Here is a 13,906-nt window from a genome sequence, read left to right on the forward strand (position 1 = left end):
TGCTATTTCTGAATTTAGTCGGTGTTTAATAGATTTTTAATTCAACATTTTAGATTTTTTCATCTTATTCCGGTGCTTTAATCTTTTTCTTATTAGTTTAATGCGATAATTTGGTGTAATTATTGTTAGTTTTGCAAGGATCATTTTTATGTAAAGTGTATGTTTACAAAGCTACAAATTGTATCACGCTGGATTATTTTTACCATTGATATCTGCTTAAGCATTATTGCATTGTTGTTTGCAGTTATTCTTCAGAAGAATTTTATTATTAATAATATCGATTTTATGGCTTTTTATAAAGCTGTAGTTTTGGTAATCGTAGTCAACTCCTTTGTTTTTTATTCGGTAAAAACATACGCAGGGATCGTGAGATATACATCTGCACAGGATTCATTTAGAATTCTTTTTGCAGTGGTTCTCGGCTCTTTAATCTTGTTTTTTACTCATGCCTTAGCTATAGTTATCACTGGTGAGCACGTTATCAGTAGCGTTACCACTATTACATATACTTTATTTAATTTCTTGATGTTAATTACATACAGAATAATTGTAAAGTACTTTTTTATGTACATAAAGAATGCTAATCTGGACAAAATCAGGATTATCATTTATGGGGCGGGTGAAGCTGGTGTTGCTACCAAAAGAACATTTGACCATGACCCTAAAGTAAATAAAACTATTATTGCCTTTGTTGATGATGATTTGCGCAAGGTAGGAAAAACTATCGATGGGGTAAGAATTTTGGATGCAGCTCAGCTCGAGCATCTGATAACCAAACATGAGGTTGATGAAATTATCTTTGCTTCCTACACCATCCCATCCGAAAGAAAAAATCAAATAGTGGATATTTGCTTGGAGAATGATGTAAAGATTTTAAATATTCCGTCGCCTGAAGTTTGGGCTAAGGGACATGTAACGACAGCACAGATTCAGAACATCAACATAGAAGATCTATTAAATAGAAAGACTATTGAGATAGACATTGATGGAATTCAAAATCAGTTGAAGGATAAGAGAATACTCATTACTGGAGCCGCTGGGTCAATAGGTAGCGAGATTGTTAGACAGTTGCTGAAGTTTGAAACTGGGTTGATCATATTATGTGACCAAAGTGAGACAGCTTTACATAACATCTATTTAGAACTGGAAGAAACACATATCAATACCAATTTCCATGCTTTTATTGGGGATGTGAAAGATCAGAAGAGAATGGAGGTGCTGTTTACCGCCTATAAGCCTCATTACGTATATCATGCTGCAGCATATAAGCACGTGCCATTAATGGAGGATAACCCCGCAGAGGCTATTAAAACCAACGTTTTGGGTACTAAAACCATTGCAGATCTTTCTGTAAAACATGGCGTGCAGAAATTTGTAATGATTTCGACAGATAAGGCTGTAAACCCAACTAATGTGATGGGGGCTTCAAAGCGTATAGCAGAGATTTATGTACAATCATTGAATAATTCATTAAATAATCCAGATCTGATATTTTCGAATGGGCTTAGCTATTTGAATGATGGTAATGTAAAGCCGATTACTAAATTCATCACTACCCGCTTTGGAAACGTATTAGGTTCTAATGGTTCGGTGATCCCACGCTTTAAACAGCAAATAGAAAAGGGCGGACCTGTTACAGTAACCCATCCCGAAATCACAAGATACTTTATGACCATTCCTGAAGCTTGCCGATTGGTGCTAGAGGCCGGATGCATGGGTAAAGGAGGCGAGATTTATGTATTTGATATGGGCAAATCCGTAAAGATTGTGGAACTAGCGAAAAAAATGATCCGTTTGGCTGGCTTAGTACCAAATCAGGATATTAAAATTTCTTATTCAGGGTTAAGACCAGGAGAGAAACTCTTTGAAGAACTTTTAAATGATAGTGAAATAACTAAACCTACCCACCATGAAAAAATTATGATTGGCCAGGTAAGGGAATATATCTTTAATGAGATTGAAGCCCAGATTTATCAGCTGGTACAATATGCGACAACCAGCAACAACAGGCAGGTAGTAAAGCAAATGAAGGTCATTGTGCCAGAATTTATTAGCAAAAACTCTGTATTTGAAGAACTGGATACCCAGGTTCCGGTAGAAGAAACCCCTTAAAAATGAGAAAATCCCTATTGCTAGGTATGCTCGTTTTGGCTTTCGAAAGCTTAAACGCACAAACGCCTAATGTAAACATACCCTACTCCTACCAATTTTATCAAAAGCTGAACAGGTCCGTATATGATGTAAACAGCCGCTCGCATTCAGCGATCAAGGGGTTTTATGCGGATGATTCTTTGCTGGTAAATCGCTATCAAAGTTTGATGGAGATGGGGGTCGACTCTTTAAATCAACGCTCGTGGTTTCGTAGAAAGCTAACACAAGAGCATTTGGTTAATGTTAAGGGTGATGACTATACTGTTTACGCAGATTATCTTCCTGATTTATTAATTGGTCGTGATTTTAAAAATAGTTCCACAGCCTGGAAAAACACAAGAGGTTTCCAGATCGGTGGTACCGTAGGCGAAAAATTCTCATTTTATACCAATGGCTTTGAAAATCAAGGGGTGTTTGCCAATTATATTACTGATTTTATCCATGCGAACGGGGTAGTGCCAAGCGAAATGACTGGGAAATTGGGTAAAAAAGCAAAAGACTGGTCTTATGTTACCGCTTTGTTATCTTATACACCTAACAAGCATTTAAATATCGCATTAGGATATGACAAAAACTTTATTGGCGATGGTTATCGTTCAATGCTCTTGTCTGATGTGGCTGCTAATTATTCCTTTTTAAGGGTAAGAGCAAATTTGGGGAACGTACAGTACCAAACGATATTTGGTTATATGTTGGATCCTGGGGCAGAAAAGCTTGCAACCGGTAGAAGGTTGGGAGACCGAGGTAAATGGGCGGCAATGCATTACCTCGATTGGAATGCTACCGATCGTTTTTCTGTAGGTTTTTTTCAGGCAGTAACCTGGGCTGATGCAGAAAAAGAAGGTAAACGTGGTTTTGATTTTAATTACGTGCACCCTTTTATCTTCTTAAGGTCTGTAGAGAGTGCTAATACAGCCTCTCCCGATAAAATGCGTTTGGGAATCAATGCTAAATATGAGGTTTTGGATAAGACCACCGTTTACGGACAATTCATGTTTGATGAGTTTGTTGCTAAGGAATTTTTTGCGGGTGATGGTTATTGGACTAATAAATGGGCTTTGCAGGTCGGAGTTAGAGGATCTGATTTGTTTAAAGTCGAAAATCTGAATTATCTTGCTGAATTCAATGCTGCAAGGCCTTACACTTATGCTCACTTTAATAGAATCTCTAATTATGCTGCAATGAACCAGCCATTAGCTCATCCAATGGGGGCTAATTTTAAAGAGGCGTTGGGTATATTAAACTATAGCTATAAGCGATTTGATTTGCAGGGGCAAATAATGTACGCCCGATATGGACTGGACCCAGAGGGGATGAACTATGGTAAGGATATCTTTAAAGATTACAACACCAGGGTTGCTGATTACGGTAATAACATTGGACAGGGCATCAAAACCAATCTTTATTTTGCTGAGGGAAGGGCCTCTTATCTGATCAACCCCAAATATAACTTACGCCTGGAACTGGGTGGTATACTGAGAAGAGAAACCAATTCTGTCAAAAATACCAATACAGCATTGTTTACTTTTGGTTTACGCAGCACATTCAGAAATTTGTATCAGGATTTTTAATAAGCTTTGCTGGCTGAACTTCTGCTTTTTACTATTGCCTCCAGGTGATGGGTATTTGTATTTATTATTTTCCGTACGGTTTCTTCTTTATCTAATCATTGCTTCTTAGTAAGATAATGTAGTTATTTGTGATAATTTTTAAAGTATAGGGAACAGGTCAATTAACGCTTTTAATGACAAAAAAACTTTGGCAGCTTTGTTTTATCATCTTTTTATGCTGTTTTAAACTACAGGCACAGACTTTTTACGTAAGTGCTCCCAGGAACCCAATGAACATTACAACGGGGAGTAATATTTATAAGGTTACATTAACACCTGCTGGGCTGGTTTCTGAATTGATGAGCACATGTGCTGCAAATGACCAGTTTTTTTCAATAGCAATGAATAAGACTGGTTTTTATTGGCTCACAAGTCCCTACTTATATAAATCAGATTGGAGTGGAAATACCATAAACAATTGCCAGCGCTTTGCAACGGCCAGCATGTCGTCATCCGCGCTTACTGTTGGGCCCGACAATAAACTCTATTATTCTTCAAATAATTTATATCAGGTTGATTTGGTTACTGGGCAAAATACAAGCCTGGGACCGATGCAGTATTACCCTACGGGAGATATGTGTTTTTTTGATGGGGGGCTTTATATGGCAGCCAGCCAGGGTATTGTTAAAGTAGATAGAAACGATCCGTCTAAAAGTTTTGTATACCTTCCACTTAGCTCTACCCTAAATATGTTTGGGTTGGTTAGTGTAGCAACCAGTCTTCACAAAAATACGGTGTACGGCCTACGTGCTATAACCCCTTTTCAGACAGATGTTATTGAGATCGATATAGAAAATAAACAAGTGGTAGGGCTTGTTGGCTCCCTGCCTTATGGGGTATTGGATGCGGCAAGCATAGTGGAAGATGGCAGCATATTGGGTATACAGTTGGATAGAATTGAGATGTACCAGGATTGTAGCGGTCCTGATAAGGCCATGGTTGAGATTATAACAAAGCCCCATCTTGAGGAATTTACCTATGTTTTGAACGGAGTAAGTAATACTACCGGCAAATTTACGGGAATTGCGCCTGGAACTTATAATGTAAGCATCACGTCAGCTTCAGACCAGTTAAATACTACTGTTACAATAGGATCTTATGACCTCATAAAGCCAGTATATATCTGGCAAACAAAAAATGAAACTTGTGGCATACCAGGAGAAATTACTTTTACTTCTGCACAAACCACTTACCAGGTTAGGTACAACAATAGCACATTCCCCATAAATCATACTTTTACAGGCTTAAGCTCTGGAAATTCATATCACTTTGAAATCCTGAATAAAAATGGCTGTAAAGTGGATGCAGTAGACATCCCCGTTCTAAAAGACATCTGTAAGATTGAGCTGGACCAGGTTCAGGTACAACAACAGTGTGATGTCTATCACAAAGGGATTTTGAAGGTATTGACCAAGCCTCATACGTATGCATACACTTATACCTTAAATGGAACGATGAGCAATTCCACAGGTATTTTCGAGAACCTTGCCCCGGGGCAGTACGATATCAAAATCACTTCTTCTGAGGACGTATTGGACATTCCGGCTGTAACTGTTCCTGACTATAAATTGCTTCAGCCCTTAATAACCCACAGTAAAAACAATCCTTCCTGTGCACAAAAGGGGGATATCAAATTCAGTATGGTAGGCAATAGCAATTTATACAAAATACGATATGGGACCAGTTTGATGCCTTTTGACCATGTGTTTGATAACCTTTTGCCGGGGGTACACCATTTTGTGGTACTTAGTGCGGCTGGTTGTTTAATTGACGAATACGATGTGGAGCTGGTCTATCAGCCCTGCCCTGTTGTGATCAGCAGCATTGACATTTCTCCTGAGTGTAATGTGTTGAGTAAGGGCGCAATCCAGGTCAATTGCCCACCGATACCTGAAACTTATACCTACACGCTCAATAATGGCATGACCAATCATACCGGTATTTTTAATCTGTTGGATCCGGGCATCTATGTCCTAACGGTGACCGCATCTGGAGGAGGAGCTCCTCAAACGCGTACAGTAACCGTTCCGGATTATAGGTTGTTGCATCCAAACATTACTTATAGCAGTAACAATCCGGCCTGCGACTTAAAAGGAACTGTTAAGTTTAGCATAGCTGCAAATAGCAGTTTGTACAAAATCCGGTACAAAACCGATGTGATGCCTTTTGACCATATATTTGATAACCTTTCTCCAGGAACACATCATTTTGTAGTTTTAAACCAGGCAGGCTGTTTGGTTGATGAATATGATATAGCATTGGTTTATCAACCTTGTCCTGTTGTGATAACAGATATTGATGTTTTTGCGGAATGTGATGTACTGGGAAAGGCTGCAATACGCGTTGTATGTCCGGCCATTCCAGAAACCTACACTTATACCCTGAATAATGGCATGAGCAATAACACGGGTATTTTTAATATGCTGGATCAGGGTATTTATGAGGTAACTGTAACTACGTCGGGCGGCGGAGGGGTTCAAATCCGCTCTGTTGCTGTCCCGGATTTTTCATTAAATAAACCAACAAGCATCGTAAATAAGGTACAGCCGGTTTGTGATCTTCCCGGTCAGGTGAAATTTACAATAAAACCCAACCCGGATCTTTACATGATCAGATATAACTCTTCCACTTATCCGGTTGACCATGTTTTTACAAAGCTATATGCGGGGAATTACCGTTTCTCTATTTTGAAAAAGAACGGCTGTATTGTTGATGATGTCAATATACAGTTGCTTAGAGAGGAATGCAGTGAAGTGTTTTTCCCTACCGCGTTTAGCCCAAACCACGACGGTGTTAATGACATTTTTAAAGCAAATAGCGATAGTAAGGCAACAAATTTTAAAATACAGATTTACGACAGGAGAGGTGTATTGATAGCAACTTCAAATGAATTGCACAACTGTTGGGACGGAAACTATAAAGGTGAGGTAATGCCCACAGCCGTTTACTTCTGGGTTGCTACATTTACTACCCAACGAAATGAGGCGGTTGTGAGAAAGGGTTCTGTTACGTTAATTCGGTAAAAATTTTTCGGAGTACTTCGGTACGTTCCGAACTTGTACCATGATTTTTAATTATATATTCGTAATCTATTTAAACATATAAACAAAAACTTGAAAACATTAGTACTAGGTGCCTCCGGCCAGTTGGGCCAATGCTTAAAAGCTGTTGCAACTGAAAGAAACATAAACACCCTCGAATTTCCTGATGAAACTACAGGGGATATTCTGGATGTGGCAGCGTTAAAAAGCCTGTTTTCTGAAAAGAAACCAGATTTTGTGATCAATTGCGCAGCTTATACCGCGGTAGATAAAGCCGAAGATGAGATAGCGCTTTGCAGGTTAATTAACCAACAGGGAGCTTTAAATGTAGCGCAGGTGTGCAAAGAATTTGGTGCTACATTGATCCATGTTTCTACAGACTTTGTATTTGAAGGTACTGAAGTAAATTTGTTAAAGGAAAATGATATTGCTAAACCGATAAATGTCTATGGTTTAACCAAGCTGGAAGGGGAAAAGGATATTCAAACCACCCTTGCTGAACATTACATCATCAGAACAAGCTGGCTGTATTCTGAATATGCCAATAACTTTGTTAAAACGATGTTAAAGCTGGGCGCCGAAAGAGATGAACTGAGCATTATTGCAGATCAGATTGGTTCGCCAACTTATGCCATTGATCTGGCTGGTGCAATTTTGGATATTATAGCTTCTGGAAAAGAGGCTTATGGTGTATACCACTACAGCAATGAGGGATCAGTATCCTGGTTTGATTTTGCCAAAGGCATTTTTGAATTGAGCAATACACAGGTTAAGGTTAGCCCCATTCCAACGTCTGCCTATCCAACAAAGGCTACACGGCCTAAGTTCTCTGTAATGGACAAATCAAAAATCAAATCGACATTTGGAATTGCAGTGCCTTATTGGAGAGACAGTTTGAAAGTTTGTATAGATAGGTTAATAAGCTAAAGAATAGGCTCTTGGGTGAACCGGATGCTTTTCACTATCGCATCCCTGTGATGTGTGTTTACCTTTTGTTTTAAAACATCAAAATCAAAACCTTCGTTTGTGCCGCAATGTAGCAGGTTAAAATAAACCGAAGGTTTGGTGCTTTCAAAATATTCAATCAGGTTGCTGCTCCATACCAGCTGGCATTTGCCTTTTACAAAAGGAACGATTTCCCGAAGCCCATTCTGGAACTGGATGTACCTTACATGCGTGCTTTCCAGGTTTCCCTGGGGATAAAACAGCAATACATTTCCAGGAGTAGATAACACCTCGGCAGCATAATCAAAACTTTCTTTAACAGAGCGCTTGCCGGGTTCAACAGAGAACGAGCCAAAATACCTGAGCCATTTGTTCTTCTGCATCTGTTTTTTTAACGACATGATATACAGGCTTCGAAACACCTTCTTTTCTTTGAATATTTTATTGCACAGGTAATAAGCCAGAAAACCATCCAGAAAACTGAAATGGTTACACATCAGCAGGTAGGAATGACCTGGCTTAATTTCTATGTCCCGTATCACCAGCTTATTGAAACGCCTTTTTAATATCCAGCCAATCAAAACCGTTACAATCTTGAAAAGGAAAGGAGAAAGGGGTTTCGATTTAATGATCATAAAAGGGATTGGACAAGTCTGTTTACAAAGTTAAGATTGATCATTTCATGGGTTTCTTCCAGTACAATCACATCTGCTGATTTGAATTTGGAAAAGAACCGTTTTCCTATACTTGGCAGGTACATCTTATCGTACCGGCCAAATATAAAAATACTTTTGATCTTGTAGGAATCCAAATGGCCAATCAGCTTCTCTTCGTTTGTTTCCAGCAGGCGCAGATAGGTAAAACAAGCATATAATGCAAAGCGCAGCTCTGGGGTGCCAATCTCTTTGTGTAATAGCTTTTGCCCGGTTGCATCAATAAAGCGGAGCCATTTGGCAAAATCTATTAGCCTTACCGTAGCCTTTTCGCTAAGCAGGAACTTCTCTAGCATTTTATTGCCGGCCTTATTGCTGCTGAAAAACCGAACCAGTTTGCCCGGATATACAGAAGAAGGTGCAGCTACAATATATTCATTAATCATGGCAGGTAGTTCTTCTACCAGGGCCGTGGCGTAATGAGAACCCATAGAATACCCGATCACAGAAAAAGAAGCAATCTGCTCGTGCTTACAAAAATCAACAATCAGGGCCGCCAGTTCTGCTTTTTGCAGGCCTTTTTTTACCGTGCCCAGGCTCTGATCTTTTAACTGTGTTTCCTTATGAAAAAAGAGGTCAAAGCCCCAGAAAGTATACTGCCCGCCCAACTGGGCGGTAAGCAGCTTAAACTGTTTGCCATGCATCCCAAAGCCATGAAAGCACAGCATATGCCGCGGCCCGGTACCAAATTTATAATAATGCAGTTTTACGAATGGATGTTCAAAATAATGATCTGTCATGGTGGTTTAGCGATCAAATTACTATCAATTGCTATACCAAAAACAGGCTTTTGCCCTCGTTTTTTCCTCATTTTTAGTACCGGGCTGCAGCTTTGCCGCAAACATCATTTCTGTTATTAAAGATTGGCACGCCACTGTGCCCCGCTGATGTCTGTTAACCTGATGGAATAGCCCTCTTTTAAAACTAAGCCGTTAACATCTATCGCCAAATCTGCCTTTGCGCCAAGTGGCAATATTAAACTGTGCTTTCCGGGTTTAATTTTGGCAACATAGTGGTTTTTAATCCTGTGCTCAGGGAATTGGGCCAGCTCTTTTTGGCTAAGAGATTTCACAACCTCCCCATTTTTATTCAGGATATCTATTCCAATTAAAAAGGAACCGTATACATCTGCACCTTCTGTACGGAACAGCCGGAAAGCAAGTTCCGGGCTGTTGTAGCGGATATCGGAAATTTCGACTTTTGGTTTAACGGATTTATTGTGCAGCTTGCCCCAAACACCCCCGTGGAAATACTGGTTGGTAAACAGGGTAAGCCCGAAAATGAAAACAGAAGCTATCAAAACAACCCGCTGCAGGTTTTTGAGGGGCAGCACACCCGAGGCCAAAAAGGGAAACCACTTTTTGTGGGTAAAGGGATAGTTTTTCCGGCTCAGGAAATCATCGACTGACCAGGCCCCGCTTCCGCTCAGAAAAATGGTAAAGCCACCGGCAATTCCCAGCACCCCGATTTGCCATTCATCAAGGCAGGTGGTGCCCAGCCAGCCCGAACCCAGCAGAATTCCCGAAGCGAGCAGCACAACACCGATGCTCATTAGGCGTGTAAACAAGCCTAAAATAATGAACAGGCCAACAATGGCCTCTACTACCGTAAATACAACCATAGCCAGCTGCAGTTCTTCGGGGTTGGAAACCAGGTATTCAATAATGGGTTTGATACCAAGAGCGTTAGGAAGAAAATGGTTGAATTTTTCGCCGATGTATCCGGCTTCTTCTGGTATGAGTTTGTTTTCCAGCACAAGCCGGCGCCAGAAAGCCGAAAAGTAGGTCCAGCCGATAACCCAACGTAAAGACAAAGTGAAAAGCCCGGCCGGATTGGCCGTAGCAGTAGGAAGATATTTCATGGAATTGATATTTTATTAAACGATTAAAATGATATTGTTAAGGTAGCAGCGCTACACCACATCAAGCTTTAATCGTTTGTATAAAATATATTTAGGTGGGCTGCTGCCCGAAAAGCCATTTGGATTTCGGGTGTTAATTGCTGCTGCAGCAGTACGGTAATTTTTTATTGAAAAATCTGGAGAAGCAGGCTGCCTGTTGAATTTGATCTTTTTGACAACTGAAACTACGCCCCGTTCGGTATTTGTAAACTGGCATTGCTGCCCGGCAGTGGTACGGGATTGGTTAAGCGGTTTTGAATAGTCGATATCGACTATAGAAAGCCAGGCTTCTTTTACGGTGCAGGGTGCCAGCGAAAACACAATGAGCCACAGCATTATGATGCGGTTGTATTTTCTGATATGACGGCTTAGCTTTTGCACAATATCAAAGGTACGAAGCTTTAATGTTATACAGGTATCAAATCTCTCATTTCCAAATGAATTTTCGGATTGTTCAATTTTGCAATAACCGCTCTCACTTTAAATATGGTTTGAACATTCAAAGTAGTTGGAATCAGTTGATCCATAGGAATGCCAAACAATTTGTTAATCAATATCAAATCATTTAATGTAAAAGGGGTTACTCCACTTACTAATTCTGAGATGTAAGTTTCGCTGGAATGGCCTAACAACATTCCCAATTGCTTTTGTGTAAGTCCTTTTTCCTTAAGCTTGGTTTTGATCACATCTTTACGTTGCTTATAGAACTTGTTTTCGTATTCGGCAATCTGTTCGGCAATATCATTTTCTGTTATCTTTTCATGGGTAATTTTACGATTTACCCAATGTTCCGTCTCGTATGCATACAATATGTCCAGCAAACGACTATGTTCTTCAGCTAATTCCGGATGCTCTTTTACGAGCAACCTAAGCTTACGGTCTATGATGGAAGCTCTTTCAAATTCAAGCTCTGACGTTAGTATACCCTTTCTCAATATCTTTTTTAATCCAATATCTTCTTTCGTTTTCCATGTTTTCATCTCAATCGTAGATATTAATTCATCAATTGCCTTGGTTAGTTTAATATTGCCTTTATTTTTAGTCTTAAGTTTTTCCAGCAGGTTTTTCCTAAATAGTTTCATACAAATATAATCATAAACTTCGGTTTTTATCCGAATTTTGTTGCTGAATATTAAATAAAATTCCTCTACAAGTCTATATAGATTTGAGATTACATTGGTAAGAAAAAGATGAATTTATTTTTATTAAACACTTATTAATCAAATAATTGAAAATATAATCTGAATGATGATTTTTTTTTCAATACTTTGATGAAAGTAGAAAATGTAGCAGGGCTTTCTAAGCACATCTTTAACGTCATAATTTTTGAACTTAGAGATTCATTTGATGGTTGAATTAGTTATCTTTGGTAAACCCTACCCTATGAGCGATCATCACATCTGGCAAACACAGATTCAAAAGGACTTAGATAACAAAGCCGTAGAGTTGACCGACAAACAACGAAAAAGCTACGAGCTTGACTTCATTGCGAAAGCGATCCTGAAAGTTCCTGAACAGATCAGTGATGAACTGCAGCTTTCGGAATTCAAAAAAGACACTGAAGAATTGATAGCTTATCTTCCAACTCCGGCCGGTGATCAGAAATTATCCGCTAAAAACTATACAGGAAAACTTTCGGCCTATAAAGCCATGCTGATGAAAAAGTACAAGATTGTGCCTAATGGTTATTACATGGCGGTATGGATGCCATTGGGCGTGGCTATAGGTTTGTCTATAGGGATAGCAATGAAAAATCTTGCACTAGGGCTTTCCCTGGGGCTTGGACTTGGCTTGGCAATTGGAGCTGGAATTAATCTTAAAGCCCAAAAGGAAGGGAAGATCCTTTAAATCCACTTTGAACTTTATTTACAGAACATCAATTTCAGTTGGCAGGGATGTCTGCTCCAAACAATTTGGTATATTATTTGGTATTAAGAAAGTGTTGAACTAATTTTCACCTTACTTATACATAACCGGTAATTGCTGCTGCACAGGCAACAGGGGAGTACATATGACAGAGAAAAAAAACTTTGATTCCGAATTTTGCGGCAATTTGCCTTTGCACAATGTTAACCTGATACAGGATTATGGGTATTTGCTGGTTTTGGAGCCAGATGGCTTAAAAATTATACAGGCCAGCGAAAATACTTCTGCAATAACCGGCAGGTCGGTGCAGGAACTGATTGATAGCCCTATAGCTGAATATATAAACGATAGCGATCTGAAAAAGATCAGGGACGGCCTGAAAAGTGGCCTTAGCCAGCGAATCCCTTTTGACCTGGGGATAAGCGATGGCCAGGCCATAGGGCAATTCCACGCGTTGATGCACATTAAAACCGGCTACTTGCTGATTGAACTTGAGCAGGTAAATGCACAGCATAAAAGAACCTTTACGGATGTTTTTCAGGAAGTGAAGAAAATAATGGCGGCAATAGACCAGGCCGAAACTGTGCAGGAAGTTTGTGAGATCAGCGTACATGAACTGCGCAAGATATCTGGCTTTGATGGCGTGCTGATGTACCGTTTTGACCAGGACTGGAACGGCAAGGTAATTGCCGAAGAAAAGGACGATAGGCTGGAACCTTATTTAGGACAAACATTTCCCGCCTCGGATGTGCCCAGGCAGGCCAGGCAGCTTTATCTGAAAAATCCTTACCGCCTGATCCCAAACAGGTCTTACCAGCCGCAGCGCCTGTACCCGATAATTAACCCCATAACCCATTCCTTTATTGACCTGTCTGATTGCAACCTAAGGGGCGTAGTGGTGGTACACCTGGAATACATGAAGAATATGGGTATTGAAGCCTCCATGTCTGTCAGGGTAATCAGGAACGGTGAATTATGGGGCCTCATTTCCTGTCATCACCTTGGCCCAAAATACCTGGATTATGAAGTATGCTCGGTATTTGAGTGGCTGTCTGCAGTGATATCGGCTGGGGTTAGCCGCATTTTAGATAAAGAACAGTACGATTTTTCTTCGGCCCTTCAGTACAAACGCGGCGTGCTTACAGACCGCATTTACGAAGAAGACAATATCATTTCGGGCTTACTACCCAAACAAGGGATGAGCTTGCTCGATGTTTTTGATGCTACAGGGGCGGTTGTGATGCTGAACGGGAAGATAGATACTATAGGGCAGGTACCTGAGCAGGATGCTTTAGACAACCTGCTGCTTTGGGTAGAAGGCAAAAGTGGGAACAAAGTTTTTGCCCACAGCCATATGGCCGGCCTTTACGACGAGGCTGCGGCTTTTGCTGATGTGGGCAGTGGGATACTGGTGATACCCATAGATGCGATGAAGGGCGATTACATCATTTGTTTCAGGCCAGAGGCGGTTGAAACCATCAACTGGGGTGGTGACCCCAACCAGGCTATAAATTTTGAAAAAGATGGCATTAAATACCATCCGCGGGCATCGTTTAAGCTTTGGCAGGAAACCCTTAAGCTACATGCGCTGCCCTGGAAGGAAGAGGAGCTGCAGATAGCAGAGAACTTAAGGAGCTTTCTCTTTGAATTCAGGACCAGGCAGTTATATAGTTAATTGAG

11 protein-coding genes are annotated in these 13,906 nt (G+C 40.3%); 6 read left to right on the top strand and 5 right to left on the bottom strand.

Annotated features, from left to right (window positions below; translation table 11 throughout):
• Positions 1-159: 159 nt before the first annotated feature.
• The 4 genes from ABIE26_RS23975 (at position 160) to rfbD (ending at position 7,729) form a co-directional block, all read left to right on the top strand.
• Positions 160-2,112, top strand: a complete 1,953-nt coding sequence (locus ABIE26_RS23975) for a polysaccharide biosynthesis protein (RefSeq protein WP_310146275.1) — start codon at positions 160-162, stop codon at positions 2,110-2,112.
• A 2-nt stretch (positions 2,113-2,114) separates the two neighbouring features.
• Positions 2,115-3,722 carry a gliding motility protein RemB gene (locus ABIE26_RS23980; protein ID WP_310146276.1) on the top strand — a complete coding sequence of 536 codons (1,608 nt, stop codon included), beginning with the start codon at positions 2,115-2,117 and terminating at the stop codon, positions 3,720-3,722.
• A 173-nt stretch (positions 3,723-3,895) separates the two neighbouring features.
• Complete coding sequence (locus tag ABIE26_RS23985; RefSeq protein WP_310146277.1) at positions 3,896-6,784, top strand: gliding motility-associated C-terminal domain-containing protein; 2,889 nt, start codon at positions 3,896-3,898, stop codon at positions 6,782-6,784.
• 90 nt (positions 6,785-6,874) lie between these two features.
• On the top strand, positions 6,875-7,729 hold the full coding sequence (gene rfbD, locus ABIE26_RS23990) for a dTDP-4-dehydrorhamnose reductase (RefSeq protein WP_310146278.1): 855 nt from the start codon (positions 6,875-6,877) through the stop codon (positions 7,727-7,729).
• Here the strand turns inward: rfbD and ABIE26_RS23995 are convergent.
• The 5 genes from ABIE26_RS23995 to ABIE26_RS24015 form a co-directional block, all read right to left on the bottom strand.
• On the bottom strand, positions 7,726-8,382 hold the full coding sequence (locus ABIE26_RS23995) for a lysophospholipid acyltransferase family protein (protein WP_310146279.1): 657 nt from the start codon (positions 8,380-8,382) through the stop codon (positions 7,726-7,728). The two genes, rfbD and ABIE26_RS23995, sit on opposite strands and share 4 nt — an antisense overlap.
• Entirely contained in the window at positions 8,379-9,200 is an 822-nt protein-coding gene (locus tag ABIE26_RS24000; protein WP_310146280.1) for an alpha/beta fold hydrolase, read from the bottom strand. The genes ABIE26_RS23995 and ABIE26_RS24000 overlap by 4 nt, the downstream gene beginning before the upstream one ends.
• 116 nt (positions 9,201-9,316) lie before the next feature.
• Positions 9,317-10,321: a TQO small subunit DoxD gene (locus ABIE26_RS24005; RefSeq protein WP_310146281.1), complete on the bottom strand. Its 1,005-nt coding sequence runs from the start codon at positions 10,319-10,321 to the stop codon at positions 9,317-9,319.
• Positions 10,322-10,372: 51 nt separating this feature from the next.
• Complete coding sequence (locus ABIE26_RS24010) at positions 10,373-10,696, bottom strand: hypothetical protein (protein WP_310146282.1); 324 nt, start codon at positions 10,694-10,696, stop codon at positions 10,373-10,375.
• A 71-nt stretch (positions 10,697-10,767) separates the two neighbouring features.
• On the bottom strand, positions 10,768-11,442 hold the full coding sequence (locus ABIE26_RS24015) for a helix-turn-helix transcriptional regulator (RefSeq protein ID WP_310146283.1): 675 nt from the start codon (positions 11,440-11,442) through the stop codon (positions 10,768-10,770).
• 301 nt (positions 11,443-11,743) lie between these two features.
• Between ABIE26_RS24015 and ABIE26_RS24020 the strand changes: the two genes are divergently transcribed.
• Together ABIE26_RS24020 and ABIE26_RS24025 are read left to right on the top strand one after the other, a co-directional pair.
• Positions 11,744-12,208, top strand: coding sequence for a hypothetical protein (locus tag ABIE26_RS24020; protein WP_310146284.1), 465 nt, complete (start codon positions 11,744-11,746; stop codon positions 12,206-12,208).
• A 163-nt stretch (positions 12,209-12,371) separates the two neighbouring features.
• Entirely contained in the window at positions 12,372-13,901 is a 1,530-nt protein-coding gene (locus tag ABIE26_RS24025) for a GAF domain-containing protein (RefSeq protein WP_310146285.1), read from the top strand.
• Positions 13,902-13,906: the final 5 nt, after the last annotated feature.

This window comes from Pedobacter africanus (genome assembly GCF_040548825.1).
Taxonomy (GTDB): domain Bacteria; phylum Bacteroidota; class Bacteroidia; order Sphingobacteriales; family Sphingobacteriaceae; genus Pedobacter; species Pedobacter africanus_A.

Excerpts from the sequence above, each read along its gene's own strand:
- ABIE26_RS23995 (WP_310146279.1), bottom strand. The coding sequence starts at position 8,382 with ATGATCATTAAATCGAAACCCCTTTCTCCTTTCCTTTTCAAGATTGTA.
- ABIE26_RS23975 (WP_310146275.1), top strand. The coding sequence starts at position 160 with ATGTTTACAAAGCTACAAATTGTATCACGCTGGATTATTTTTACCATT.
- ABIE26_RS24015 (WP_310146283.1), bottom strand. The coding sequence starts at position 11,442 with ATGAAACTATTTAGGAAAAACCTGCTGGAAAAACTTAAGACTAAAAAT.
- ABIE26_RS24025 (WP_310146285.1), top strand. The coding sequence starts at position 12,372 with ATGACAGAGAAAAAAAACTTTGATTCCGAATTTTGCGGCAATTTGCCT.
- ABIE26_RS23980 (WP_310146276.1), top strand. The coding sequence starts at position 2,115 with ATGAGAAAATCCCTATTGCTAGGTATGCTCGTTTTGGCTTTCGAAAGC.
- ABIE26_RS23985 (WP_310146277.1), top strand. The coding sequence starts at position 3,896 with ATGACAAAAAAACTTTGGCAGCTTTGTTTTATCATCTTTTTATGCTGT.
- ABIE26_RS24020 (WP_310146284.1), top strand. The coding sequence starts at position 11,744 with ATGAGCGATCATCACATCTGGCAAACACAGATTCAAAAGGACTTAGAT.
- ABIE26_RS24010 (WP_310146282.1), bottom strand. The coding sequence starts at position 10,696 with ATGCTGTGGCTCATTGTGTTTTCGCTGGCACCCTGCACCGTAAAAGAA.
- ABIE26_RS24005 (WP_310146281.1), bottom strand. The coding sequence starts at position 10,321 with ATGAAATATCTTCCTACTGCTACGGCCAATCCGGCCGGGCTTTTCACT.
- ABIE26_RS24000 (WP_310146280.1), bottom strand. The coding sequence starts at position 9,200 with ATGACAGATCATTATTTTGAACATCCATTCGTAAAACTGCATTATTAT.